This is a genomic window from Corynebacterium sp. HMSC072D12, from assembly GCF_001813925.1.
Classification (GTDB): domain Bacteria; phylum Actinomycetota; class Actinomycetes; order Mycobacteriales; family Mycobacteriaceae; genus Corynebacterium; species Corynebacterium aurimucosum.
This window is the reverse complement of record NZ_KV814385.1, coordinates 120,846-145,347: the sequence shown is the minus strand read 5'-3', so window position 1 is coordinate 145,347 and position 24,502 is coordinate 120,846. Positions and strand designations below refer to the sequence as shown.

The window sequence follows — 24,502 nt, the reverse complement described above, 5'->3', positions numbered from 1 at the left end:
CTGCTCCTCGCCCGAGTTACCTTTCAGCAGAACTACTGCGCAGCCGTGGAAGCACCTTACAGTGGTTGCCTTTACTTGCTCTACCGCTGGTCATCATGACGGTGATCTTCTCATCTATGGCATCGGTGCACAGTGATGCCACAGGCGTCTTGACTTGGCAATCCTTATTTGTTACTGGCATGTACGCCCCACTTGTTGCGCTATTCGCTGCGATCCCAGAACACCGTGAAGCCGTTACCCGCAGCGGCGGGACGCAGTGGAGAAACCTCAACCCGCGTCGGGAGAACGCTGTCCGGCTTCTCGTCGTCATTGCCAGCATTGCGCTCTTCCACATGCTGAACTTTGGTGGTTCCTGGCTCGCTGTCGCCATTCAGGGGCGCGAGAACCACGAGCTTATCCTCGTAGCCGGGCTTTATTCTTTCCTTGGTGCACTTGGCATTGCCGGGCTTTCCGCTGCCTGTGCCCGCCGACTGGGCTTCGCCTTTACACTGGTTGCTGCGGCCCTGTGGCAAATACTCAGCATCCTTCCGAACACTGTTGAATCAGGCAAGTGGTGGGCCTTTCCCCCAGCATGGCCACAACGACTGCTTTTACGCGCATTGCGTATTCACCAGAACTCGGTGCCGCTTGAACCACACGACCCACTTCTAAACAGCAGTCCACTACCGGCTTTCATATTGTGCGTCATCCTCGCCGTGCTCGGAGCATTAGCCGCGGTCTACACGCCGCGACGATACCGGCCAATGTTCTCGCTGCGACACCGTTTCGCGCGTTTTACAACGGCCCAGGCTGACGCCGACGTGGCTGATACCACCGTGGAAAAAGCCCAAGTATGGCAGCCAACGAACCACCCACGTGCGGCGGCACAGTCCTCGCTGTGGTCTACGCTGCTAGGACTCCACCGTGCAGCTTTTAGCCCAGCGGTTTTCTCTTGCCTGATGCTCAGCACTCTGGCGCTAGGCTTTGTCGCCCTGCAATATCCTGCTAACTACGTCGAAGGTTTCTTTTACTTCTTTCTGCTGCCGGTCGGCGCAGGTATTTTGCCTGTCCTCGTATGGCCGCGCATGTCAGATTCGTGGCCGCTGGTGTATATGGAAACACGGTTCGGTACACCCGGAATCCTCATGTGGTTTTTGTCCGTCATCGTGGCGGTTTGCGCTGCCGCATACCTGGCCAGCGCGCTCGCAGGTGGTGATGGCGCTGCACAGTTTTCCGCTTTGCCCCTTGCGGTTGGGGTGGGCTATGTCATCGCAGCTGTATCACTCATTCTGGTGATTCGCTTCGGCACTGTGAGCGCTATCGCTCTCACAATCGTAGGGACGATTGTCTCCGTCACCTTGGGCGGCGATGTCTTGGCAGATACTGGTCTGTGGGTACTCGCCTTCCCCGCCTGGCCTTTGGTTGCGCACTCACCTTTGCGCTATGCCGTCGCTGTGCTGTTGGCCGCAGTGCTTGGTGTGGCCGCAACATTGCGCGCACGGCATTTACTCCATACTCGAGCGCTGTCTTCCCGCTAAAACTGACCAATCTGTCGAAAACAGTCTAGATTTTTCGGCCCCTACTTTTGGCAGATCGGGCAGTTGTGCGTGTGAAGCATCCTGGCAAGCTTAGGGATGAATCGATAACGACCCCAAAACAACGAAACACCGCCCGCGCCATGTGGCGAGAGCGGTGTTAGCTATCTAGCTCTTAGAGCTCAGAAACATCGACGCGCTTCGGGTAGACCACCGGGCGGGCACCGGCCATGTCCTCGACGATGCGGATGACCTGGTTGGAGTAGCCGAACTCATTGTCGTACCACACGTAAAGCACGAGGTGCTTGCCGGAGGAGATGGTGGCGAGACCATCGACCACACCGGCGTGGGTAGAGCCCACGAAGTCAGAGGACACAACTTCCGGAGAAGCGATGTAGGAGATCTGCTGGCGCAAGTCAGAGTGCAGGGACACGTTGCGCAGGAAGTCATTGACCTCGTCGCGGTCAGCTTCCTTCTCCAGCTCGAGGTTGAGCACAGCCATGGACACATCCGGGGTGGGAACGCGGATAGCGTTACCGGTGAGCTTGCCCTCGAACTCCGGCAGAGCCTTGGACACGGCCTTGGCTGCACCGGTTTCTGTGAGCACCATGTTCAGGCCAGCTGCGCGACCGCGGCGGTCACCCTTGTGGAAGTTATCGATGAGGTTCTGGTCGTTGGTGAAGGAGTGTGCGGTCTCCACATGGCCATGAACCACGCCGTAGCGGTCGTTGATGACCTTGAGCACTGGGGTGATGCCGTTGGTGGTGCAGGATGCGGCGGAGAGGATCTGGTCGGAGTCCTCGATGTCGCCGTGGTTGATGCCGTAGACAATGTTCTTCAGATCGCCCTTGCCCGGAGCGGTGAGCAGCACGCGAGCCACACCCTTGGACTGCAGGTGCTGGGACAGTCCCTCACGGTCGCGCCACACACCGGTGTTGTCGACGACGATGGCGTTGTCGATGCCGTACTTGGTGTAGTCAATGTCCGCCGGGTCATTGGCATAAATCATCTGAATCTTGGTGCCGTTGGCCCAGATGACCTCGTTCTCCTCGTCAACAGCGATGGTGCCGTTGAAGGCACCGTGGACGGAGTCACGGCGCAGGAGGGAGGCGCGCTTGAAGATGTCAATGTCGCCCTTCTTGCGCACGACGATAGCGCGCAGGCGCACGCCGCCGTAGGCAGCCTCGCGGGCGATGAGGATGCGAGCCAGCAGGCGGCCGATGCGACCGAAGCCGTAGAGAACGACGTCGGTGGATTCCTTATCCACACCGGCACCGACGAGATCGACGAGGGTCTCCTCGAGGTAGTTGCGCAGGTTATCGGAGCCGGATTCCTCGAAGCCAGTGGCCAGGCGGCCCAGGTCAATGGAAGCGGTGCCCAGGTTCATCGAGCACAGTTCCTTGAGAATAGGCAGGGTCTCTGCGGTGGAAAGCTCGCGCTCAGCGATGCGGCGGGCGTAGCGGTGCGCCTTGATGATGTCGATGTCGGTCACGCCGATGAGCAGACGGCCGTAGATAGAGGTGACAACGTTATTGTTGCGGTGCAGCTGGTGGATGAGCGGGATCATCTCTTGGGCCAGCTCCAGGCGCTCGTTCCAATCCTCGTGCCCAATGTGCGCGTTCGAAGTCACGTGCTTTGTATCCTTTACTCGTCAAAAAGGGTGTAAAACTCTGTCCATCCGTAAATATTAACCCTTATTCATGCCCGTTTGGGTGTAGTTGAGCGAGGATCTCCGCCACACTACCCCCGCGAAGTTTCATTACATCGACGCCGACGAGGCAATAGTCCACGTCTGCGTCGAGCTGGGCACGGCGAGGTTTCAGTAGCGCGTTGAGATAGGGGTAGACCAAAGGCAGGTTCGGGTGTGCCCGTGTGTAGGCGGTCTCCAGCCCGCGGGCATAGCGTCCGGAGAACGCGCGGGTGGAAACCGTTTGGCCACCGCGGCGCAGAAGTCCCCGGTTGTGCTCACTCGTCCCGGCCTCCTCGGAGAGCAGGAAGGCGGAACCACAGCTGACTGCTTTTACCCCCGGCCAGGCCAGGGCCGTGGCAACATCCTCTGCGGTGCGCAGACCACCCGCGGCAATGAGTGGAAGGTCCGTGACCTGGTGGACCGCCGCGACAAGTTCTTTAAGTGGGCGCTGATCCGGTTCCGCACCCGGGTCCCACACGCCGCGGTGCCCGCCCGCTTCAGGCCCCTGCACGCACACAACATCGACGCCGCGGGCAGCCGCGGCTTGCGCCTCCTCGGGGGTGGTGACCGTGGTCCACGCCTCTGCCCCAGCGGCATGGATGCGTGCGATCTCTTCCTCACTAAAGACGCCGAACATCGACCACAGCACTGCTGCCCCGCCCTCCAGCGCGGCCTCGAACTTGTCCTGCCAGCCGAAGTTTAGGGAGACGTCGCCAAGCACGGCGCCCTCTTCCGCAGCGAGGGACTGCGCAGCCGCGAATTCCGTTTCGGTCAGTGCGCGCTGCGGGTGAAAGATATTGACCCCGAAACGCGTGCCAGCACATGCAGCGATGGCCTCCCGCGCGGCGTCGACGGAGCAAGTTCCCAGCCCCAACGCGCTGAAGGAACCGGCGGCGTCGGCGGCGGCCACCAGTTCAGGCGTGGTGGGCCCGCCCGCCATCGGGGCAGGTAGGACGGGGCAAGTGATAGTCTCAAGAAGTTGACTCATGGTTACCCAGTCTAAAGAAAGCCATCAAGGGAGTTGTAGTGTCTGCCATCCGTGACTTTTTCACCCGCCTCTTTGGCCGCGCCGGTGAAGCACCGAATAAGAACACACAGAAGGCCGCGACCTCCGGATTAAACCCGGCGGATTTAAGCGCCGAGTGGCTCATCGTGGGCTTGGGCAATCCCGGCGCGAAATATGCCGCAACCCGCCACAACGTGGGGTACATGGCGGTGGATGATCTCCTCGCCGAATCTGGTGACATGCTTGAGCCTGTCACAGGGCACCAACTCAGCGCTGCACAGCTTGAGCTCGGTGGCACGAAGGTCGTGGTGCTGCGCTCGCACACCTACATGAACCTCTCTGGCGATCCGATCGCCCCGCTGGCCACGCAGCTGGGGGTTGCGGCCGAGAACATCATCGTCATCCACGATGAGCTCGACCTGCCCGTCGACAAGGTGCGCATTAAAAAGGGCGGTAACGAGAACGGCCACAACGGTCTGAAGTCGCTGAGCGAGCGCCTGGGCACGCGCGATTACCTGCGCGTGCGCATCGGTATCGGGCGCCCGCCGAAGGGTGGTTCCATCCCGGACTGGGTGCTCGCGCCTGTCGATGCCAGCGCTGAGCTCGATTCCACCATCGCCACTGCCGCTGAGGCTGCACGCCTCATCGTGACTGAGGGCCTCACCAAGGCCCAGCAGGAAATCCACTCCCGGTCGAAATAAACCCCGGCGCGCCTTAGCTCAACGTCCTACACTGTCCAAGTATGAGCCGCACGAGCCACAGCCTGCCATCGCATAACGCCCCTCGAACTATCGTCATCACCGGCGCCTCGGACGGCGTGGGCGCGGCCGCTGCCCGTATCCTTCACCAGCGCCGCCCGCAGGATTCGCTGGTTCTGGTAGGCCGCAATCCGGAGAAGACGCAGGCTGTGGCCGAGGAGATCGGCGCTGACTTTCATGTGGCCGATTATGAGTCTTTGGGCCAGGTGCGCCGGCTCGCCGAGAAGCTGAGCCAGTACCCGCAGATCGATGCCTTGGGCAATAACGCCGGCGGAATGTTCGACGGCCCTTTTGCCACCGCCGATGGCTTCGAGCGCACGTGGCAGATCAACGTCGTGGCCCCGTTTCTGCTGACCTCCTTGCTGCGCGATACGCTGCGGGCAAGCAACGCCACCGTGGTGCAGACCGCCTCGTTGGCCAACATGCTGTATTCCTCTTTCGACCCCGGTGACCCGAATACCTTTGAAAAGTTCAGCGCCGAGCGCGCCTATGGCAACGCCAAGTTGGGCGATATCCTGTTGACCCGTTACCTCGACTCCCACGGGCTTACCTCCGTGGCCTTCCACCCGGGCATTTTGAATACTGGCTTCGGGCATAACTCAACGAGCAGGACGAGCAAGCTGTATTCGACCACTGCGGCGAAATACGTCTTGGGCAAAGCAGACAAGGGTGGGGAGAACTTGGCCTACTTCCTCAGCGGCACACCAGGCATCCATTTCAACTCCGGCGAGTACTACAACCAGAAGCGCAAGCCAGGCCTGCAGCGGCCGATTGCGAAGAAGCTCTCCGTGGCCCGGCGCATCTTTGATGATCTGGGCCGCCAGCTCAATGTGGAGTGGTAGCAGCCAGCGGCTAAACTAGCCCGCATGAGTATTGCCTCCGAAGCTTCCCGCCGCCGCACATTCGCCGTCATCGCCCACCCGGATGCTGGTAAGTCCACGCTAACGGAGGCGCTGGCGCTGCACGCGCACGTCATCAACGAGGCCGGCGCGGTGCACGGCAAGGGCAACCGCAAGTCCACGGTCTCTGACTGGATGGAGATGGAGAAGGAACGCGGTATTTCCGTGGCCTCCTCCGCGCTGCAGTTCGAGTACGCGCCCGAGGGCCATGAGGGCGAGCCCTACATGATCAACCTGGTGGATACCCCGGGCCACGCGGACTTCTCGGAGGATACCTACCGCGTGCTCACGGCGGTGGATGCTGCTGTCATGCTTATCGACGCCGCCAAGGGCCTCGAGCCCCAGACCCTCAAGCTCTTCCGCGTGTGTAAGGCCCGCGGCCTGCCGATCATCACGGTGATCAACAAGTGGGACCGCGTGGGACGGGAACCGCTGGAGCTTGTCGACGAAATCCTCAACGAAATCCAGCTGCAGCCCACCCCGCTGTACTGGCCGGTGGGTATCGCCGGCGACTTCCGCGGTCTAGCCCACATTAATGATGATGGTGAGGCTGACGAGTACGTGCACTTCCTGCGCACCGCTGGTGGTTCCACCATCGCCCCGGAGGAGCACTACGAGCCTGCGGAAGCCGCCGCGAAGGAAGAGGATGCGTGGGAGACCGCTGTGGAGGAAGCAGAGCTACTGGCCGCGGACGGCGCCCTGCATGACCAGGAGCTCTTTGAGCAGTGTGTGACCTCCCCGCTCATCTTCGCTTCCGCGATGCTGAACTTCGGCGTGCACCAGATTCTGGATACGCTGTGCGCGATTGCCCCGGCTCCGCGCTCCCGCGATTCGGATCCGCAGGCCATCGAGGCCGCTACCTCCGCCATCGATGAGGTCCGTGAGGTCACCGATGAGTTCTCGGGCGTCATCTTCAAGGTGCAGGCAGGCATGGACCGCAAGCACCGCGATAACTTGGCCTTCATGCGCGTGGTTTCCGGTGAGTTTGAGCGCGGTATGCAGGTCAACCACGCCCAATCCGGCCGCAGCTTCTCCACCAAGTATGCGCTGACGGTCTTTGGCCGCACGCGTGACACCGTGGATACGGCCTTCCCGGGTGATATCGTGGGCTTGGTCAACGCCGGTTCCTTGGCACCAGGTGACACGATTTACACCGGCAAGAAGGTGCAGTTCAAGCCCATGCCGCAGTTCGCTCCAGAGGCTTTCCAGATTTTGCGTGCAAAATCCTTGGGCGATTACAAGGCCTTCCGCAAGGGTTTGGACCAGCTGGCGGCAGAAGGCGTGGTGCAGATTCTGCGCAACGATACGCGCGGCGATGCCGCCCCAGTCATGGCCGCGGTGGGCCCCATGCAGTTCGAGGTCATGCAGGCCCGCATGGAGATCGAATACAACGTGGAGACCATCACCGAGCCCATCCCCTACTCGGTGGCGCGCCGCACCGATGCCGAGTCCGCGCCCGAGCTGGGCCGTCAGCGCGGCGTGGAGATCTTCACCCGCAGCGACGGCGAGCTCATCGCACTCTTTGGTGATAAGTGGAAGCTGGCCTTCATTGAGAAGGAGCACCCAGAGCTCACCATCGAAACACTCGTGGCGGATTAACTTTCACGCCCTTGTTGGGTGACCCACCCGACGGTACGATTGGATAGAAATTCGTACACCAATAGGTAGGTCACCATGAGCTCTCCACTCACCGGACTATCCGTCCTCTTCCTCGGCGGCATCGGCCCCGGCCCCTTTGCCGCGATGATGCTTGCGGATATGGGCGCTAGCGTTACCCGCGTGGTCCGCCCAGGAAATCCTCCCGCTGTGGTCCCGCACAGCATCCTCTACCGCGGGCAAGAAGTTCTAGAGGCAGACCTCAAGGATCCAGCAGACGTCGACAAGCTGCGTGAGCGCCTAGCCACGACGGATATCCTCATCGAAGGTTTCCGCCCCGGTGTCACTGAGCGCCTTGGTCTAGGCCCAGAGGAGGTGCAGGCGATCAACCCGGCGCTGGTCTACGGGCGTATCACCGGCTGGGGCCAATCCGGCCCGCTCGCCCACACTGCCGGCCACGACATCAACTACATCGCGGTCTCCGGTGCGCTGCACCCCATCGCAGCAAGCGACGGTACTCCTGTTCCACCGGTCAACTTCCTCGGAGACTTCGGCGGCGGCGCGATGTACCTGGTAACAGGCCTTCTGGCGGGCGTGCTGCAGGCAAAGAATACCGGCCGGGGCTGCGTGGTGGATGCCGCTATTGTCGATGGTGCCGCCAACCTCACCGCCATGCTGCATGCCTTCCGCGCCGAAGACCAGTGGCAGGAACGCGGGACAAACCTTCTAGACGGAGGCGCTCCGTTTTATAGCGTGTACCGCACGGCTGATGATCAGTGGATGGCCGCCGGTGCCATTGAGCCGCAGTTTTATGCGCTCATGGTGAAAGGACTCGGCCTTGAAGAGGAACTAGGCCGCTACGAGCAGAACGACCGCGACGCGTGGCCAGCCATGAAGGAGATCATCGCGCGGCGTTTTGCGAAAAAGACCCAAGCGGAATGGATCGAAATCTTCCGCGGCAGCGATGCCTGTGTCACCGAGGTTGTCTCCCCCGAACACGTTCTGGAACACCCGCACCTTGCCGCGCGCGACACTTATGTGGACGCCGAGGGCTACACGGAGCCGGCCGCGGCGCCACGCTTTCTCTAGCTCAGTTTTCTAACTAAGGCCCGGGATGAGCGCGTTGATGCCGAGCATCAACGCCAGCGTTGCCAGCGGGATAACGATGGTCACCACGGCAACATCCTTATAGGACAGACGGTGCGTCATACCGCACACAATCAACATGGTGAGTACCGCACCATTGTGCGGCATGGAATCGAAGGACACCGAGGCCATCGCAGTCACGCGGTGCATCAGCTCGAGGCTAATGCCCTGTTCCGTCGCTAGCTGGGCGAGTTGATCACCCAGGGTCTGCATCGTGATGGATAGACCACCCGAGGAGGAGCCGGTAATACCGGAAATGACGGCGGTAGACACCGTGGAGACCACCAAGGCATTATCGGAGATCCCCATCATGTTGCTTTTAACCACGCTAAAGACCGCCAGGGCGGCAATCACTGCGCCATAGCCCACCTCCGAGGCCGTGGTCAGGCACGGCAGAATAGCGTTCTTGGCGCCATCGGAGAATTCCTTGACGGACTCTGCAGCCCGCTTGGGGAACATCGCCACGATGACGAAGACCGCGCAAGCTAAAGCGACCGTCGGCGACCAAATACCCAACAACGAATCGAGATCGGTCTCGCCGTATTTCTCTTCGCCAAGATAAGACGTATCCAGAACCTTGGACACGCCGTAGACCATGGCGAAGTTCACCGCGATGACAACGGCGATGGGAACTAGGCCCAACAATCCCTGCACGTGGACGGAGGGCTCAGTTTCTGTACGAGCATGAGTAGAAACGCGGCCACCGGAATTGGTGTCGAAGGATTCTCCACCGATTTCTACGCTGGCTTCTTCCCCGCTGTCGCCGATTCCCTCGGGTGTTTCGATGACCTTGCCGTCAGCATCGAGCGGCTCAAATGTTTCCCCACCCGCGCGCAGGGTGCGCACGCGGTACTCCAGCCACGCGGTTCCCACCGCCAGCATGATCGCAGAAGAGATGAGACCGAAGAGGGGTGCCGCGTAGACGTTGGTACCGAAGTAACTGGTGGGGATTGCGTTATGGATCTGCGGCGAACCGGGAAGCCCGGCCAGCGCGAAGGTGATGGTTCCCAGCGCAATCGCTCCGGGCATGAGCCGTTTGGGGATCCCAGATTCCTTAAACAGGGCGGTCGCGATGGGCACGATGGTAAAAGCCACAACCCACGCAGATACACCGCCATAGGTGAGCAAGGCTGTGGCGACGACCGTCGAGAACATCGCGCGCTTTGGCCCGAATAACGCGGTAATCCCGCGAGCTAGGTACCGGGCAAGCCCCGTGGAAGTCATGAGGAAGCCGAAAATCGCGCCGAAGAGGAAGAGCGAGAAATACTTGGTCACGAAGTTTCCGGCTGCCGGCATAAAGATCTGGGTATAGGTAGCCAGGATCGGCTCCCCAGAGAAAACCACCGCGATCAAGGCCGCGAAGGGGGCGACGACCACCACGGAGTGCCCGCGGTAGGCCATCACGACGAGGAAAATCAGGGAAAGAACCACCCCGATGAATGAGATAACCATAATTTCTACCTCACTGTCTTGGTCATCTGAGGCAAGAGGGCGAATCACCCTTCCTGCGCATGCGTCGCCGGTACCATGTCCTCTATGGAGGAGAAAACAGCTTCGACGCGGGAGAGAATTCTCGAATGTTCACGCGAGCTTTTCAGTGAGCGGAGCTTCTCACAGGTCTCAATGAAAGACATCGCGGAGGAAGCGAATGTTTCTGTCGCGCTGATTGTGAAGCACTTCCATAACAAGGAAGGGCTCTTTGAGGCCACGGTGGATTTCACTGCTTCCTCGGCAGCGCTCTTTGCCGGTCCCTTCAGCGAGTTAGGCCGCACCGCGGTGGTTGAAACCCTTACTGCTCCACACAACGCGCCCTACTCCATGGCCCGGACTATTTCCGTGGCGAGCGGTGACTATCAGACGCTCGGAGCCATTGGTAAGAGAATTAAATCCGACTTGCTGGAGGTCTTGGCTTCTCGGATTCGTGAAGAGTCCGGGAAGCACTCGCCTTCGCCGGAACTGCGGGCCCAATCCGCGCTGGCCCTTCTCATGGGACTGTCGTTCATGCGGCGTTTTGGTGATACCGAGTTTGCGGCCTTTCCTACCGAGGAACTCATCGAGTACTATGCCCCGCTGCTCCAGGGCATCCTCGACGGTGGCCAAGCGCCCTAGCGCTCTCAGCAGGCTAGAGCGCCTAGGAGGCCTTAGAAGCACTTAGGAGCGCTTAGGCTGTTCCTTTGGAACGAACTTCGGAAATGATGGCGGAGAAGTCGAGGCCGCCGTGGCCTTCGTCCACAAAGGAGGAGTACTGCTCCTCCGCAATCCGGCCCAGGACAGTGTCGGTCTTGGTGTCTTCCGCCGCGGCCATGGCCAGTTTGAGGTCCTTGAGCATGAGTGCGGCGGCGAAACCGGGCTTGAAATCGTTGTTCGCCGGTGAGCTCGGCACGATATCCGGAACCGGGGCGTTGACGGACAGCGACCACGAGTTGCCGGTGGCGTTGGAGACGACGTCGTAGAAGGCTTGGTGATCCAACCCCAAGCGCTCGCCGAGGACCAAGGCTTCAGCTAGGACAATTTGTTGGACCGCGAGGATCATGTTGTTGCATGCCTTGACCGCTTGGCCGTTGCCGATGTCACCGCAGTGGGTAACAGACTTGCCCATGATGTCGAGCAGCGGTTTGACCTTCGCAAAGTCTTCGGCTGTGCCGCCGACCATGAAGGCGAGCGTTCCCGCTGCCGCCCCGGCGATGCCGCCGGAGACTGGTGCATCAAGAAAGGCGGAGCCAGCCTTGCCCACCGTCTCCGAAAGCTCACGTGCCTCCGCGACCGCGATGGTGGAGACATCAACGTAGGTCTTTGCATCCTCGTTGGCTGCGAGGACCGACTCGATGACCTGCTTGACCAGCCCACCATTAGGCAAACTGGTAAAGACTACCTCGGCGCCCTGCGCGGCTTCCTCCGCGGTCTCGATGATGGTGACACCTTGCTCGGCGGCGCGCTCCCGAGCCTCTTCCACGACGTCGAATCCGCGGACCTCATGCCCGGCCTCCGCCAAGTTGACGGCCATAGGGCCGCCCATGTTGCCCAATCCGATAAACGCGATAGTCGTCATTGTGTTCTCTCCTTACATGACCGGCATGGTGAACTGAGGACCTGCGGACTCATCATTAGGCCAGCGCGAGGTGATGGTCTTAGTCTTGGTATAGAAGCGGAAGGAGTCCGGACCGTGCTGGTTGAGGTCGCCGAAACCGGAGGCCTTCCAGCCGCCGAAGGTGTGGTAGGCAATCGGCACCGGAATCGGAACGTTGACGCCCACCATTCCGACCTGGACGTTCTTGCAGAAGTCGCGGGCCGCGCCGCCGTTCTGGGTAAAGATGGCGACACCGTTGCCGTAGACGTGGTCGTTGGGATAAGACACGGCCTCTTCCAGGGTTTCGGCGCGGACCATGACCAGCACCGGGCCGAAGATTTCCTCGCTGTAGACGGACATGTCGGCGGTAACGTTGTCGAAGAAGCTCGGGCCGGAGTAGAAGCCGTCCGCGAGGGAATCCTCGTTATAGGTCTTGTCAGACATGTCCAACTCGCGGCCGTCGGCAAGCAACGTGGCTCCTGCCTCCACGCCCTCGGCGATGAGCCGGTGTACGCGATCGCGTGCCTCTGCCGTGACCAAGGGGCCATAGTCGGCCTCAGGATCGAGGCAGTGGCCTACCTTAAGTTCTGGAATCTTGGCCAGGATGGCATCGCGCAAACGGTCTGCCGTGTCCTGTCCCACGGGGACTACCACGGACAGGGCCATGCAGCGCTCACCCGCGGAGCCGAAGGCAGCGCCCACGATGGCGTCGGCGGTGGCGTCAATGTCGGCGTCGGGAAGCACGATGGCGTGGTTCTTCGCACCGCCGAAGCACTGAGCGCGCTTGCCTGTGGCCGCGCAGCGCTCGTAGATGTACTGCGCAATCGGCGTGGAGCCGACAAAGCCCACGGCCTTGATGGTGTCGGAGTCGAGGATGGCATCGACTGCCTCCTTGCCTCCGTGCACCACGTTGAGAACACCGGCCGGGCCGCCTGCCTCAATGAAAAGCTCCGCTAGGCGTACCGGTACGGAGGGGTCGCGCTCAGAAGGCTTGAGTACGAAGGCGTTGCCCGCTGCCAGCGCCGGGCCGGCCTTCCACAGCGGAATCATGGCCGGGAAATTGAACGGGGTAATACCGGCGACCACACCGAGTGGCTGGCGCATCGAGTAGGTATCGATACCGGTGCCAACCTCCGAAGAATACTCACCCTTGAGCTGGTGCGGGGCGCCAAGCGCGAACTCCAGCACGTCGACGCCGCGCAGCACGTCTCCCTTAGCATCCGGGAAAGTCTTACCGTGCTCCAAGGAGAGCTGCGTGGCCAGTTCATCCATGTTCTCGTGGATGAGACGGATCCATTCCATGATGATGCGGATACGCTTCTGTGGGTTTAGTGCTGCCCAGCCTGGCTGAGCCTTCGCGGATTCCGCGATGACGCTGTCCACATCGGCCTTGTTCGCCAGAGCGACGGCGGCCTGCTCCTTGCCGGTCGAAGGGTTCAGGACGGGCTGGGTGTTGCCCGACGTCCCCTCGAACGTTTCTCCATTGACATAGTGATACACAGTGCGCATGTCGCGTCTCCTTCCTGGAACCTCCGGCTCCTTCTATGGCTTGGGTCACACACTAACCGCAGCCCACAGCCGCACGCCACGGAAATTGAGACATAAAACACTATTCACCCCATAGCGTGAGTTGACATACACGCTTTGTCCTGCACTTTCCCCATACGCCTCCCCTCGAAGTAGTGGGGTGAATGCCATTCACCTGGCCTGTGCCCGAGAAAGCGCGGGCTAAGGTGATGACATGGACCACACGGAGCAGCCTGCGACCACCACCCCCGACGGGCCCGGACTAACGAGCTGGGAAGCCGATGTCATCCTCAACGATGGCGATATCGCTACCCTGCGTCCCATCACGCCGGGCGACCGCGATGCCATTCGCGCTTTCTATGATCGCGTCTCGGATCAGTCGAAGTATCTGCGCTTCTTCGGCACACACCCCACGCTGACCGACGATGATCTTGACCGCTGGCTCCATACAGACGGCTATGACAAGGTCACGCTCGTCATGGTGGAGCGCGGCAGTATCGTGGCGGTGGCCGGATACTCCATTGTCGAACAGTTCTTGCCGGCGCGCGTGGGCGATGTCTCCTTCCTAGTCCAGGATTCCCACCACGGCAAAGGCGTAGCCAACATCCTTCTTGAACACCTGGCGGAGATCGGACGCGAAGGAAAAGTGGAGCGCTTTTTCGCAGAGATGCTCACCCAAAACCGCAGGATGGTGCAGGTCTTCGTGCGTGCAGGCTACTCCGCGAAGCCGGAGCTTGAGGATGGATTCATTCGAGTGGATTTCTACATCGCTCCGAATGAGAATTCCCGCGATGTTATGGAACGCCGCGAGCTGCGCGCCGAAGCCAACTCAATTCACCGTTTGCTCACCCCAAGCTCCGTGGCGGTGGTTGGCACGCTCTCCAGCCAGCAACTGGGCAGCGCCGGCTTCACTGGTTCACTGCATCACCTGCACAGCGTCGATGAACTCCATGACCTTGCTGAACCGGTAGACCTCGTTGTCATCGAATTTCAAGGGCGTGGCGGCGCCAACGTCATGGAGGCGGCTGCCGCCGCAGGCGCTAAAGGGGTCATCGTCATCTCTCGCAGCCAGAACCCTAACCTTTCGCGCGAGGAAGCCCGCGACATCGTACTCGCGGCTAGGGACTACGGTCTGCGCGCCCTCGGCCCCGCTGCATTGGGCCTCATCAACACCGATGACTCGGTTCGCCTCAACGCAAGCCCCGCGCCCATGCCACGGGCCGGCCAAGTAGGGCTCTTTACCCAATCGGCTGGCGTGGCGACACTGGCTCTATCCCATGCGCTGCAACTTGGCTGCGGTTTAAGTAACTTCATCGCCGCTGGTTCCTTCGCCGATGTCACCGGCAATGACGTCATGCAATTCTGGAGCCAAGATGAGAACACGCGCATCTGCCTGCTTTCCCTCGACTCGATTGGTAACCCGCGCAAATTTTTCCGCGTTCTGCGCCGCCTAGCGCTGGACAAGCACGTCGTGGTGTTTCTTCCTTCGCGCGCGCTGAAATCCGCCCGGCACTACGCGGTCGAAGGACTGTCTGCGGCCAGTCCGGCCGCACTGGATGAGATCATCCGCTACACCGGAGCCATGGTGGTCACCCGCCGCGATGCCATGCTTGACATCGCCCAGCTCCTCGCGCGCCAACCCGTGCCGCAAGGCCGTCGAATTGCCGTGATGTCGAATTCCTCTGGACTCACCGCGCAGATGGAGCAAGCAGCCTGGCGCTTCGGGCTACGCCCGCGCGCTACCACCGTCGTCGACGATCCCGCTCCCGCCATCACTGAGGAGGCACGGCGGGCTTTGGCGGACCCGAATATTGACGCAGTGCTGTGTGCCGTCGTAGAAGTCGGCGAGTTTATCCTCAAGGATGCTTATTCAAGTTTGTCGCAGCTGGCATCCACGACGACGGATACCCCGCTTATCGCCAGCTTTGTTGGCTTCGACGTCCCCGATTTCCGCACCGCTCCGGGCCCAGAGAAACCCGGCCAGCTGCCGGTGTTTGACACCTATGCTGACGCCATCGAAGCATTAGCGACCATCATCGATAACGAACGCCGACGCGCCCTCGCCCGCCCCAACCCTGCCGATGAATTCGCCACCAGCGAGGGTCTGGCTGAAGCACGCGGGGTCGTTGCGGAGGTGCTTCTGGATTCTCCCACCGGGAGGTGGACAACCGATGAGGAGTGCGCGCGAATTCTGAGCGCCTATGGCATCGACATTGTTCCTTGGAATCCGGTCAGCACCCTTGAGGAGGCCATTGCGGCTGGGCACGAGTATGGATGGAATGTGGTCCTCAAGTGCACCTCGCAGATAGTGCGGGGCCGCTCGGAACTTCCCACTGTCGTGCGCAACATCCATGACGAGGAGTCCATGAAGCGCGCGTGGAGCACCATCACTCAACTCACGCGTGATCTCCACTTAGGCGAGGATCCTGCCATCTTGATACCGGTGGTACAGCGCATGGTCACGGCGGGCGCCTCCCTTACTCTGCGGGCCATCGAAGATCCCGTTGTGGGCCCGATGGTTTCTGCAGGTTTCTCCGGACTGCCCTCGGATCTGTTGGGGGACGTCGAGTGGCGCGTGCCTCCGCTACGCCGAACGGATGCCCTGGACATGCTCAGCTGTTTGAAGGCCTCTCCCCTGTTGACCGGCTATCGCGGTACCAAGGCCGCCAAGCTACATCGCGTCGAAGAGGTCATGATGCAGCTGGCACAGCTCAAAGACGACATTGCCGCACTCGTTGACATCGAGCTCTCCCCTGTCATCGCCGGGGTGACACAGACTGATGTGGTGGGGGCCCGCATGCGCATCGCCCCGCTGGGTGATGTCCGCGATCCCCTCGCGAGGTCCTTGTCATGAGTCAGTCAAAACCGCTGCTTTTCGCTTCGGAGGAAATGTACCGCTACTCGCTTGGTCCAGAGCATCCGATGGGGCCGGACCGGGTCGCCGCGGCGATGTCACTGGCTCAGCACTTCGGCGTGCTCGAGGAATTCGATATCGAGTGCCCCGACCCGCTGAACACCTCACACTTGCAGCTCGTGCATAGCCCCGACTACATCGCCGCCACCCGCGCCGAGGTGCCCACTAAACGTTTCGGTCTGGGCACCGAAGACAACCCGATTAGTCATGGCTTGTCGACGGTCGCCGCGCGCATCGCCGGCGGTACCCTAGCGGCCGCACGGGCTGTGTGGGAAGGCCGCGCACCACGCGCAGTCAACCTATCCGGCGGGCTGCACCATGCTTTTGCCGATTCCATGTCGGGGTTCTGTATGTACAACGATGCCGCGATTGCCATCCGGTGGCTGCTGGCTCACGGTGCCCAGCGCGTGGTCTACCTGGATTTAGACGCTCACCACGGCGACGGCGTGGAGAAGATCTTTTGGGACGATCCCAACGTGCTCACGATTTCAGTGCATGAATCGGGACTATATCTCTTCCCCGGCACGGGCTATGCGCACGAGATTGGCGGGCAGGGCGCGGAAGGTACCGCCGTCAACGTGGCCCTGCCCCGTGGGGTTACGGATGAGGAATGGCTGCAGGTGGTCCACGCCATCGTCCCTCCACTGCTCAAGAAGTTCCGCCCCGATTTCATCATTTCCCAACACGGCGCGGATCCGCACCGTTCGGATCCCCTTGCTGACCTAGAGCTCACCATCGATGCGATGGCGCGGGCGTACCGTTCGGTGGCGGTGTGGGCGCAGCAGTTTGCGGCTGGGCGGTGGGTCGCCCTTGGTGGCGGAGGATACCAAGTCGATGCCGTCGCACGCGCGTGGACGCATGTACTCGCCGCGGCCGTCAATGTGGAGCTCACTGCCTCCTCCCGGATGCCAGGCGGCTGGGAAGGCTCCCCTACTCTGGGCGATGAGGGCGCGGGCGCCACCATCGAGGACTTCGACCCCACCAAGGTCATGGCAGAGAGGCCGCACGCGGCGCTGGTGCAGACCACGCGCGCCATCTTCCCCTACTGGGGTTTGCCCGCTTATGGTTAGGCCCCGCGTGGGGCCTAAGCACTGAATACGCGGCATTCGCCTTAACGCGGCGGCATACGCAGCGCACCATCCAAGCGAATCGTCTCGCCATTGATATAGGGGTTGTCAGCAATCGACAGGGCCAGGGCAGCGAATTCCTCCGGCTTAGCAAGCCTGGCGGGGAAAGGCACAGTGGCTTCCAACTGCTCACGGAACTCCGGGGTGATCTGCTCCATCATCGGGGTGGATACCACGCCCGGGGCGACGGCATTGACGCGAATGCCCAGCGAGGCCAAATCTCGAGCCCCGGTAATCGACAGGGCGGCCACCGCACCTTTCGACGCCGCGTAAGCTGCCTGCCCGACTTGTCCTTCAAAGGCTGCGACGGAGGCAGTGTTGATGATAACGCCGCGCTGGCCGTCCCCATCGAATGGTTCTGTCTGCGCCATTGCCTCAGCGGCAGCAGTCATGACGTGGAAGGTACCTATGAGGTTGACGTTGATGGTCTTGGAAAACAGCTCCGGATCATGTGGTCCTTTGCGTCCAAAGATGCGTGCCGAGGGGCAGATTCCCGCGCAGTTCACGGCCACGCGCATGGGTGCTTCCGTTGCTGCACCGAGGACCGCCTCGCGTACCGCGGCGGCATCGGTGACGTCGACGGCTATGTAGTTGATGTCGCTGTGCTGTTCCTCTGGGACGGACAAGTCGAGCACAGTGACCGCGGCTCCGTGTTCCGCGAGTGCTGCGGCCGTCGCCGCTCCAAGGCCGGATGCCCCGCCGGTCACGACGGCTGATACTTCGTGTAGGTTCATGGTTTTCTCCTTTTGAGAAGAGCGAGGGGGTGGGTTCCCTGGTGCTGTGAATCTGTGGCGGTGAGTACGAGGACAGAGCTACTTAAACGAAGGCAGATACGCCAGTCACAGCACGGCCGACGATGAGCGAGTTGATGTCGTAGGTGCCCTCATAAGTGAAGAGAATCTCGGCATCATCCATCATCTTCGACAGGTCATACTCTGTGAGGATGCCGTTTCCACCGCCAATGTTGCGGCCCGCTGCGGCGGATTCGCGCGCTAAGCGTGTGGTGGTTGCCTTCGCCAGGGCGGCAAACGGCATTTCCAGCTTGCCCTGTTCCTGGACCTCCGCCAGCTGGGCCATCATGGCAAGCGACGCAGTAGCGTTGCCCAGGATACGGGAGAGCTGCTCCTGGACGAGCTGGAATTTAGCAATGGGCCGGCCGAACTGCTCGCGCTTAACCGCGTACTCGCGGGCCTTGTCGAAAATGCCCAGCTGCAACCCAGCGCCCTGCCAGCCCACCCAAGCACGGGAATAGCACAAGAAGTCGTTGACGTTGGCGAAGGATTCGGCACCAGGGATCAGGTTCTCATGGGGGATAAGAACGTCGTCGAAGTGCAGATCTGCATTCTGCATGATGCGCAAACCCATTTTGCGCGAGATCTTGTTACGCGTCACGCCGTCGCGGTCGAGCTCAACGATGAAGGCTTTAATCTCATTATCCGCCGTATCGCGGGCGAAGGTGATGGCGAAATCAGCAAAAGTGCCGGCGCCGATCCAACGCTTCGATCCATTGATAACCCAGCCCTCGGCGGTGCGCTCCGCCGTTGTGGCTAGTCCGCCGGCGATGTCGGATCCGTGGTCCGGCTCGGTCAGCGCGAAGCACCCCACTTTGGTGAACTGGCGCAAGCCTGCCAACCAGGTGTCTTTTTGTTCCGGGGAACCAAGCTTGTCGATGAGTCCGAGAACAAGCTCATTGTGAATACCCACCAACGCCGATAGTGACACATCTGCGCGGGTAACCTCCGCGTACACCAACCCGCGGTAGAGGCGTGAGGTATCCGTGAGCTCGATTTCGCCTAGCCCTATCTCCGCCATGCGCGGAAGAAGGTCGAAAGGCAGCTCTTCACGGTCCCAGTATTCCCCCACGACCGGGCGAATCTCCGTCTGCAGAAACTCGTGGATCTCTGCCAGGCGTGCTTGCTCCTCGGGAACTAGGCGGTCAGCAACTGCGAAGATATCAGCGTGAGGGTACTTAATCTTCTCCAAGTGTTTCCCACTGGGATGTTGTGGTCCAAGGATTGGGGGCATAGTTTTCTGCCTTTCTAGCTGAGAGTTTGTGGTGGCCACATGGATTTTCTTAAAGCAATGCGGCGATCTGTGGGATGGGAAATCAATGGGAACTACGCATTGAGTGAGTACGATACTACACCTTTTCGTACCGCACACGGCGTGTTCTATGATCGATTGGCACACCGCCATACGTCAAGCCCCACGAGAAATGGGTGCCCGAAGGCCGGAATCAACACAGACGGAGCGACACATGACCAAACCACTCACGCCGCGGCAGCGAGAGCTCTTTAACGCCCTTTTGCAGGACTTTCTAGTCGAGGGTTTCGAGTCCTTCACCATCGACGGTGCAACCAAGCGCTACCACTGCTCCAAATCCACCATTTACGCACTAGGGCCATCGAGAGATGCCATCATTCGGCGCGTACTGGTCAGCTTCTTTAAAGAAATTGCACGCCGTACCGCCGTGGGCAAGACACCCACCTGCACGCAGGCGCTTGAGAACTACTTTTCCTCCATGACCACCGCCCTAGAACCTGCCAGCCCGGAGTTTATGCGCGATCTCGCCTCCGAACCCGCTGCCCAGGAGGTTTTTAGCCTCAACACGCGCAGGGCTACCGAAACTATCCACGAGCTACTCAAGCAGGGCGTCGCAGCGGGAGAATTCACTGCGGAATACACAGATTTTGTCTCTCACCTGATCCAGCGCTCCATGACCGACATCCAGCAGGGCTTTTACTCGGATACTTTAGCTCCAGCCGAGGCCTATCACACCCTTGGACAGCTCATCCTTCACGGAATTTCATTGCGCTAGCCTGCGACTTCGGTACGCGTTACCCAAAATCTCTAGCAATTACTTCGAACTCGAAGTAAAGTAGTGTGCGACCCACGTCACATAGACGCACGGTTTGGGATACGGGCCATAGACATTGCAGCGTCCTTTCCCCCATGAGCACAAGCTAGAGGAGAACCAATGACCACGGTGACCGAACAATTCCAAGCAGCACGCGACCTGCTGGTTTCTTTTCAGACTGACTATGAAGAGGCCCGAAGCAACTTCGAGTGGCCGCGCTTCGAACACTTCAATTTCGCACTCGATTGGTTCGATCACCTTGCCACTGCAGAAGACTCTAAAGACCGCGAGGCACTCGTCATTTGTGAGACCGATGGCAGCAGCACCCGCCGTACCTTCGCTGAAATGTCGGCTCGCTCTGCGCAGTTGGCTAATTGGCTCGAGGCTCAAGGCGTCCAGCGCGGTGACCGCGTCATGCTCATGCTCAACAACCAAGTAGAGCTGTGGGAGTGCATGCTGGCCTGCATCAAAGCAGGCTTCGTCCTTAATCCAGCAACTGCCATGCTCGGTGCAGCGGATTTGCAGGACCGCACCGACCGCGCCAACATTTCCTGGGTTGTGGCTAACGCTGAGGATGCCGAGAAGTTCCAAGACGTCACCGGTGATTTCACCATTATTCAGGTGGGTGATGAACCAAATGCACAGTCGGCACACCCCACCCTGCGCTACTCGGATTCTTTCACCGGCCCAGAGGTCTACACGCCAAAGCAAGACACCAAGGCTGACGAAACTCTCCTGCTCTACTTCACTTCCGGAACCACATCGAAGGCGAAGCTCGTCGAACACACCCATACCTCTTATCCGGTCGGCCACCTGACCACGATGTACTGGATTGGCTTGGCGCCTGGCGATGTCCACCTCAACGTCGCTGCCCCTGGCTGGGCTAAGCATGCATGGTCGAACTTCTTCGCCCCCTGGATCGCCGGGGCCACCATCTTCCTGTACAACTATGCCCGCTTCGATGCCGCAGCCCTCATGGACAAGATGGAAGAAGAAGGAGTAACCAGCTTCTGTGCTCCACCGACCGTCTGGCGCATGCTTGTCCAAGCAGACTTGGGACGTATGAAGACCCCACCGAAGAAGCTAGTCGCTGCGGGTGAGCCACTAAACCCCGAGCTCATCAGCACCATCAGCAAGGCCTGGAACACCGATGTTCGCGATGGCTTCGGACAGACGGAAACTACCCTGCAGATTGCCAACACCCCAGAACAAAAGGTCAAGCCAGGCTCAATGGGTCGCCCACTGCCGGGGTGGGAAGTCGTGCTCAAGGATCCCGCTACGGATGAGATTGGAGATACCGGCGAAATCTGTTTGAAGATTGATCCCCGCCCGGTCGGTCTAACGGTGGGTTACTTCAACGACCCCGACAAGAACGCGGAAGTCTTTCGCGATGGTTACTACCACACGGGCGATACAGCGGAGCGCGATGAAGATGGCTACATCTTCTACATTGGTCGTGCCGATGATGTCTTCAAAGCCTCCGACTACCGCCTGTCCCCCTTCGAGCTCGAGTCCGTCGTCATCGAGCACCCAGCTGTCGCCGAAGTAGCGGTAGTTCCCTCCCCCGACCCCATCCGCCTCGCTGTGCCGAAGGCTTATGTGGCGCTGGCCAACGGCTACGAGCCGAATGCCGAAACGGCCGAAGCCATCCTCAAACACTGCCGTGATGGCTTGGCACCCTATAAGCGTATCCGCCGCCTCGAGTTCTACGAGCTACCAAAGACGGTCTCCGGCAAGATTCGCCGCGTCGATCTGCGCAAGCGCGAAACCGAGATTCACTCAGCTGATGGCGGTGAGACCACTGCGTCGACAGAGTTCGCTGATTCCGACTTTCCGTCACTGAAGGGCTAGCCCCACTAATCTTTCGACGATACAGGCCCCAGTTTCCAACTGGGGCCTTTGCTTCTCCTATCCCGGTTCTCAGAGCAATGAGGCGGTCATTTATAGTTGTCTCGCGCTCTGAGCGCGCTACAAGGAGGTCTCTTTCCCGCTCATGGACATCATTGCCGAAGCACGCCGCCAGTGGGCCAAGCGCTATTCCACGCACTCCGCGCGTGGCCTGGCCACGGTCTCCTCCTTCGAGCGCGCCGCCCACATTTTAAGAAACGGTGCCGAAGAGGTTCTCACTCCCTTCGGGGTGAGCTATAGCCAGTTTGAAGTCCTCGCTGTGCTTATGTGGTCGCGCGCGGGAAGCATGCCCATGTCGAAGATCAGTTCCCGCCTTCAAGTCCCGCCGGCATCTCTTACCCACACGGTACGCAAACTGGAGAAGGACGGGCTCATCACGCGGGTGAGCGACCCTAAAGATAAGCGCTCGACCTTGGTGATGGTTACCGACCAAGGAATCGTGTTGGCCTCTGCGGCGGGGCCTGCCCTCGACCGCTATTTCGAGTCCATTGCGCTACCCGCCCGCGAACAGGATCGCGTCATCGCTGCTGCGAACCGCGTTCGCCGCGCCGCCGGTGAGGACGTCGAGGGGCCCGAAGCCCAGTAGAGCGGCGAAGCTTAAGCATGCTTGAAGTCTGGATCACGCTTCTCCACGAAGGCCGTCATTCCTTCCTTCTGGTCGTGAGATGAGAAGAGTGCGTGAAAGGTACGGCGCTCAAACTGGATGCCCTGGGACAGGGAGAGCTCGTCCACGGCATTGACCTGTTCCTTGATCTGGGACGTTGCTACGAAGGACTTCGAGGCAACGAGCTCTGCGGTTTCCAGTGCAGAATCGAGGAGCTCATCGGCGGGGACCACACGGGCCACGAGGCCGGAGCGCTCCGCTTCTTCTGCTGCCATCATGCGGCCGGTCAGGCACATCTCCATGGCCTTTGCCTTCCCAATAGCGCGGGTCAGGCGTTGGGAGCCTCCCATACCCGGGGTAACGCCGAGGTTGACCTCCGGTTGACCGAACTTGGCTTTATCGCCGGCGATAATGAAGTCACACATCATAGCTAGCTCACAGCCGCCACCTAAGGCATATCCGTTGACCGCGGCGATGATCGGCGTGCGGGCGCGGGTAAGTACGTCCCAGCCTGCAAACCAATCCGCGTTGTACATTTCTGTCGCGGTCTTCGACGACATCTCCTTAATATCCGCGCCCGCAGCAAAGGCTTTATCGGAGCCAGTGATAACGATTGCTCCTACCTCGGCATCGGCATCGAATTTCTGCACCGCTTGGGTGACTTCCAGCATGGTGTCGTTGTTCAGCGCGTTGAGCGCCTCTGGGCGGTTGAGAGTAATGAAGGCGACGCGGCCGCGCTTTTCAGTAAGAATTGCCATGGATCTAGTGTCCTTTCTGTGCTTTCGGATAGTGCTGTAATAACTCGTGATGAGTGGTGAGCGTGTTTAATCTTCGGAGGCATCAAATGCGGGGGCTTCCACGCTGCCTTCGCCGGGTTCGAGGATAGACGCCACCACGTCTGCTGGGACGGCACCGATGGACTCGTACTCCCAGGAAGGGTTGCGGTCCTTATCGATGATCTGCGCGCGTATTCCTTCCACGAATTCCTTGTGCTTTTGCATGTTCACGGACATCCAGAATTCTTGCGTCAAGGTTTCTGCGAAGCTCATCGACGCAGTGCGGTTAAGGGATTCCTCGGTAACGCGGATTCCCAGTGGGGAGTTGAGACTCATCCGCTTGGCGGCCTTCGCGGCCCAGTGCCCGTCACCGCGCGTGGCGGCGAGTTCCTGCAGCCGGGTCAAGGTTTCCTCAGCAGTCTCTGCAGCGTAGACCTCTACCATTTCGGCGCGCTCCTCCCCGAAGCCGCGCCCCACCTCCTCGGTGAATTTCTCGATGTCTGCGGGGTCACCCGACTCCACCAGCCGTTCAACCAACGCGTCGAGCTTGTCCTTGGGCACAAAATAGTCCGCAAAACCGGTGTCGATCGCTTCGGCAGCACCCACGTGGATCGCGGTATATGCCAAGTGGCGGCCAAGACGATCTGCGGCCCGGGAAAGCAGGTAGGAGCCGCCGGCATCGGGCGAATACCCAATTCCTACTTCCGGCATTCCGATGCGGGAATCTTCGCTCACAATACGGTGCGAGGCGTGCGCTGAAACGCCGATTCCGCCGCCCAGCACGATGCCTTCCATGAGGGCCACATAAGGCGTGGAATAGGTGGAAATCAGATAGTTCAGCTCGTACTCCGTCTTCCAGAAATGGGCACCGGCGGTTCCGCCTTCCAGGGCATCGTGATACAAAGCCGCGACGTCACCGCCCGCGCACAGTCCTCGATCCCCAGCACCGCGGAGGATGACGAGCTTGATGCGGTCATCATCCTGCCACTGCCTGAGCACCGCCGTCATCTCGTCGATCATCGTCTGGTTGAGCGCATTAATGGCCTTGGGGCGGTTGAGTGTAAGCACGCCGGCATGTCCACGAATTTCGCTAAGTATTTCGTTCGTCATGGT

General features: G+C 60.4%; 20 protein-coding genes. 11 read left to right on the top strand and 9 right to left on the bottom strand.

Annotation, left to right across the window (positions count from 1 at the left end; all coding sequences use genetic code 11):
• Positions 1-179 precede the first annotated feature (179 nt).
• Positions 180-1,517 carry an ABC-2 family transporter permease gene (locus HMPREF2943_RS12095; RefSeq protein WP_246817253.1) on the top strand — a complete coding sequence of 446 codons (1,338 nt, stop codon included), beginning with the start codon at positions 180-182 and terminating at the stop codon, positions 1,515-1,517.
• A 172-nt stretch (positions 1,518-1,689) separates the two neighbouring features.
• On the opposite strand, the gene HMPREF2943_RS02525 is transcribed toward HMPREF2943_RS12095, so the two are convergent.
• Both HMPREF2943_RS02525 and HMPREF2943_RS02520 read right to left on the bottom strand, forming a co-directional pair.
• The gene (locus tag HMPREF2943_RS02525; protein WP_070646245.1) at positions 1,690-3,144 is read right to left on the bottom strand and encodes a glyceraldehyde-3-phosphate dehydrogenase; all 1,455 of its coding nucleotides are present in this window, start codon (positions 3,142-3,144) and stop codon (positions 1,690-1,692) included.
• A gap of 64 nt (positions 3,145-3,208) precedes the next feature.
• Positions 3,209-4,192, bottom strand: a complete 984-nt coding sequence (locus tag HMPREF2943_RS02520; RefSeq protein ID WP_070710709.1) for a nitronate monooxygenase — start codon at positions 4,190-4,192, stop codon at positions 3,209-3,211.
• Positions 4,193-4,230: 38 nt separating this feature from the next.
• Here HMPREF2943_RS02520 and pth point away from each other — a divergent pair, with 38 nt between their 5' ends.
• From pth to HMPREF2943_RS02500, 4 genes are all read left to right on the top strand, one after another.
• On the top strand, positions 4,231-4,911 hold the full coding sequence (gene pth, locus HMPREF2943_RS02515; RefSeq protein ID WP_070710708.1) for an aminoacyl-tRNA hydrolase: 681 nt from the start codon (positions 4,231-4,233) through the stop codon (positions 4,909-4,911).
• Positions 4,912-4,952: 41 nt separating this feature from the next.
• Complete coding sequence (locus HMPREF2943_RS02510) at positions 4,953-5,810, top strand: SDR family NAD(P)-dependent oxidoreductase (RefSeq protein ID WP_070710707.1); 858 nt, start codon at positions 4,953-4,955, stop codon at positions 5,808-5,810.
• 24 nt (positions 5,811-5,834) lie between these two features.
• Positions 5,835-7,466: a peptide chain release factor 3 gene (locus HMPREF2943_RS02505; protein WP_070710706.1), complete on the top strand. Its 1,632-nt coding sequence runs from the start codon at positions 5,835-5,837 to the stop codon at positions 7,464-7,466.
• Positions 7,467-7,541: 75 nt separating this feature from the next.
• Complete coding sequence (locus HMPREF2943_RS02500; RefSeq protein ID WP_070710705.1) at positions 7,542-8,552, top strand: CaiB/BaiF CoA transferase family protein; 1,011 nt, start codon at positions 7,542-7,544, stop codon at positions 8,550-8,552.
• Between the two features lie 9 nt (positions 8,553-8,561).
• Here HMPREF2943_RS02500 and HMPREF2943_RS02495 read toward each other — a convergent pair whose 3' ends face one another.
• Positions 8,562-10,061, bottom strand: a complete 1,500-nt coding sequence (locus tag HMPREF2943_RS02495; RefSeq protein ID WP_070710704.1) for a GntP family permease — start codon at positions 10,059-10,061, stop codon at positions 8,562-8,564.
• 75 nt (positions 10,062-10,136) lie between these two features.
• Between HMPREF2943_RS02495 and HMPREF2943_RS02490 the strand changes: the two genes are divergently transcribed.
• The gene (locus HMPREF2943_RS02490; protein WP_070447129.1) at positions 10,137-10,718 is read left to right on the top strand and encodes a TetR/AcrR family transcriptional regulator; all 582 of its coding nucleotides are present in this window, start codon (positions 10,137-10,139) and stop codon (positions 10,716-10,718) included.
• 52 nt (positions 10,719-10,770) lie between these two features.
• Here HMPREF2943_RS02490 and mmsB read toward each other — a convergent pair whose 3' ends face one another.
• Positions 10,771-11,658, bottom strand: coding sequence for a 3-hydroxyisobutyrate dehydrogenase (gene mmsB / locus HMPREF2943_RS02485; protein WP_070447131.1), 888 nt, complete (start codon positions 11,656-11,658; stop codon positions 10,771-10,773).
• Between the two features lie 12 nt (positions 11,659-11,670).
• Positions 11,671-13,185: a CoA-acylating methylmalonate-semialdehyde dehydrogenase gene (locus HMPREF2943_RS02480; RefSeq protein ID WP_070710703.1), complete on the bottom strand. Its 1,515-nt coding sequence runs from the start codon at positions 13,183-13,185 to the stop codon at positions 11,671-11,673.
• 232 nt (positions 13,186-13,417) lie between these two features.
• Here HMPREF2943_RS02480 and HMPREF2943_RS02475 point away from each other — a divergent pair, with 232 nt between their 5' ends.
• Both HMPREF2943_RS02475 and HMPREF2943_RS02470 read left to right on the top strand, forming a co-directional pair.
• Positions 13,418-16,057: a GNAT family N-acetyltransferase gene (locus HMPREF2943_RS02475; RefSeq protein ID WP_070710702.1), complete on the top strand. Its 2,640-nt coding sequence runs from the start codon at positions 13,418-13,420 to the stop codon at positions 16,055-16,057.
• Positions 16,054-17,187, top strand: coding sequence for an acetoin utilization protein AcuC (locus HMPREF2943_RS02470; protein WP_070710701.1), 1,134 nt, complete (start codon positions 16,054-16,056; stop codon positions 17,185-17,187). Before HMPREF2943_RS02475 ends, HMPREF2943_RS02470 begins: the two co-directional genes overlap by 4 nt.
• 41 nt (positions 17,188-17,228) lie before the next feature.
• Here the strand turns inward: HMPREF2943_RS02470 and HMPREF2943_RS02465 are convergent, their stop codons facing one another.
• Together HMPREF2943_RS02465 and HMPREF2943_RS02460 are read right to left on the bottom strand one after the other, a co-directional pair.
• Positions 17,229-17,978, bottom strand: coding sequence for an SDR family NAD(P)-dependent oxidoreductase (locus HMPREF2943_RS02465; RefSeq protein ID WP_070710700.1), 750 nt, complete (start codon positions 17,976-17,978; stop codon positions 17,229-17,231).
• Positions 17,979-18,060: 82 nt separating this feature from the next.
• Complete coding sequence (locus HMPREF2943_RS02460) at positions 18,061-19,269, bottom strand: acyl-CoA dehydrogenase family protein (protein WP_070710699.1); 1,209 nt, start codon at positions 19,267-19,269, stop codon at positions 18,061-18,063.
• Positions 19,270-19,501: 232 nt separating this feature from the next.
• On the opposite strand from HMPREF2943_RS02460, the gene HMPREF2943_RS02455 reads away from it, so the two are divergent.
• The 3 genes from HMPREF2943_RS02455 (at position 19,502) to HMPREF2943_RS02445 (ending at position 22,595) form a co-directional block, all read left to right on the top strand.
• Positions 19,502-20,062, top strand: coding sequence for a TetR/AcrR family transcriptional regulator (locus tag HMPREF2943_RS02455; RefSeq protein WP_070710698.1), 561 nt, complete (start codon positions 19,502-19,504; stop codon positions 20,060-20,062).
• A gap of 159 nt (positions 20,063-20,221) precedes the next feature.
• The gene (locus tag HMPREF2943_RS02450) at positions 20,222-21,952 is read left to right on the top strand and encodes an AMP-binding protein (protein WP_070710697.1); all 1,731 of its coding nucleotides are present in this window, start codon (positions 20,222-20,224) and stop codon (positions 21,950-21,952) included.
• Positions 21,953-22,094: 142 nt separating this feature from the next.
• Positions 22,095-22,595, top strand: a complete 501-nt coding sequence (locus tag HMPREF2943_RS02445) for a MarR family winged helix-turn-helix transcriptional regulator (protein WP_070646202.1) — start codon at positions 22,095-22,097, stop codon at positions 22,593-22,595.
• 11 nt (positions 22,596-22,606) lie between these two features.
• On the opposite strand, the gene HMPREF2943_RS02440 is transcribed toward HMPREF2943_RS02445, so the two are convergent.
• Together HMPREF2943_RS02440 and HMPREF2943_RS02435 are read right to left on the bottom strand one after the other, a co-directional pair.
• On the bottom strand, positions 22,607-23,371 hold the full coding sequence (locus HMPREF2943_RS02440) for an enoyl-CoA hydratase (protein ID WP_070710696.1): 765 nt from the start codon (positions 23,369-23,371) through the stop codon (positions 22,607-22,609).
• A gap of 66 nt (positions 23,372-23,437) precedes the next feature.
• Positions 23,438-24,499 carry an enoyl-CoA hydratase/isomerase family protein gene (locus HMPREF2943_RS02435; RefSeq protein WP_070710695.1) on the bottom strand — a complete coding sequence of 354 codons (1,062 nt, stop codon included), beginning with the start codon at positions 24,497-24,499 and terminating at the stop codon, positions 23,438-23,440.
• Between the last annotated feature and the right edge of the window lie 3 nt (positions 24,500-24,502).

Bases quoted from the DNA above. Each gene is read 5' to 3' on its own strand.
- HMPREF2943_RS12095 (WP_246817253.1), top strand. From the start codon at position 180: ATGTACGCCCCACTTGTTGCGCTATTCGCTGCGATCCCAGAACACCGT.
- HMPREF2943_RS02520 (WP_070710709.1), bottom strand. From the start codon at position 4,192: ATGAGTCAACTTCTTGAGACTATCACTTGCCCCGTCCTACCTGCCCCG.
- HMPREF2943_RS02510 (WP_070710707.1), top strand. From the start codon at position 4,953: ATGAGCCGCACGAGCCACAGCCTGCCATCGCATAACGCCCCTCGAACT.
- HMPREF2943_RS02505 (WP_070710706.1), top strand. From the start codon at position 5,835: ATGAGTATTGCCTCCGAAGCTTCCCGCCGCCGCACATTCGCCGTCATC.
- HMPREF2943_RS02500 (WP_070710705.1), top strand. From the start codon at position 7,542: ATGAGCTCTCCACTCACCGGACTATCCGTCCTCTTCCTCGGCGGCATC.
- HMPREF2943_RS02495 (WP_070710704.1), bottom strand. From the start codon at position 10,061: ATGGTTATCTCATTCATCGGGGTGGTTCTTTCCCTGATTTTCCTCGTC.
- HMPREF2943_RS02490 (WP_070447129.1), top strand. From the start codon at position 10,137: ATGTCCTCTATGGAGGAGAAAACAGCTTCGACGCGGGAGAGAATTCTC.
- mmsB (WP_070447131.1), bottom strand. From the start codon at position 11,658: ATGACGACTATCGCGTTTATCGGATTGGGCAACATGGGCGGCCCTATG.
- HMPREF2943_RS02480 (WP_070710703.1), bottom strand. From the start codon at position 13,185: ATGCGCACTGTGTATCACTATGTCAATGGAGAAACGTTCGAGGGGACG.
- HMPREF2943_RS02475 (WP_070710702.1), top strand. From the start codon at position 13,418: ATGGACCACACGGAGCAGCCTGCGACCACCACCCCCGACGGGCCCGGA.
- HMPREF2943_RS02470 (WP_070710701.1), top strand. From the start codon at position 16,054: ATGAGTCAGTCAAAACCGCTGCTTTTCGCTTCGGAGGAAATGTACCGC.
- HMPREF2943_RS02465 (WP_070710700.1), bottom strand. From the start codon at position 17,978: ATGAACCTACACGAAGTATCAGCCGTCGTGACCGGCGGGGCATCCGGC.
- HMPREF2943_RS02460 (WP_070710699.1), bottom strand. From the start codon at position 19,269: ATGCCCCCAATCCTTGGACCACAACATCCCAGTGGGAAACACTTGGAG.
- HMPREF2943_RS02455 (WP_070710698.1), top strand. From the start codon at position 19,502: ATGACCAAACCACTCACGCCGCGGCAGCGAGAGCTCTTTAACGCCCTT.
- HMPREF2943_RS02450 (WP_070710697.1), top strand. From the start codon at position 20,222: ATGACCACGGTGACCGAACAATTCCAAGCAGCACGCGACCTGCTGGTT.
- HMPREF2943_RS02445 (WP_070646202.1), top strand. From the start codon at position 22,095: ATGGACATCATTGCCGAAGCACGCCGCCAGTGGGCCAAGCGCTATTCC.
- HMPREF2943_RS02440 (WP_070710696.1), bottom strand. From the start codon at position 23,371: ATGGCAATTCTTACTGAAAAGCGCGGCCGCGTCGCCTTCATTACTCTC.
- HMPREF2943_RS02435 (WP_070710695.1), bottom strand. From the start codon at position 24,499: ATGACGAACGAAATACTTAGCGAAATTCGTGGACATGCCGGCGTGCTT.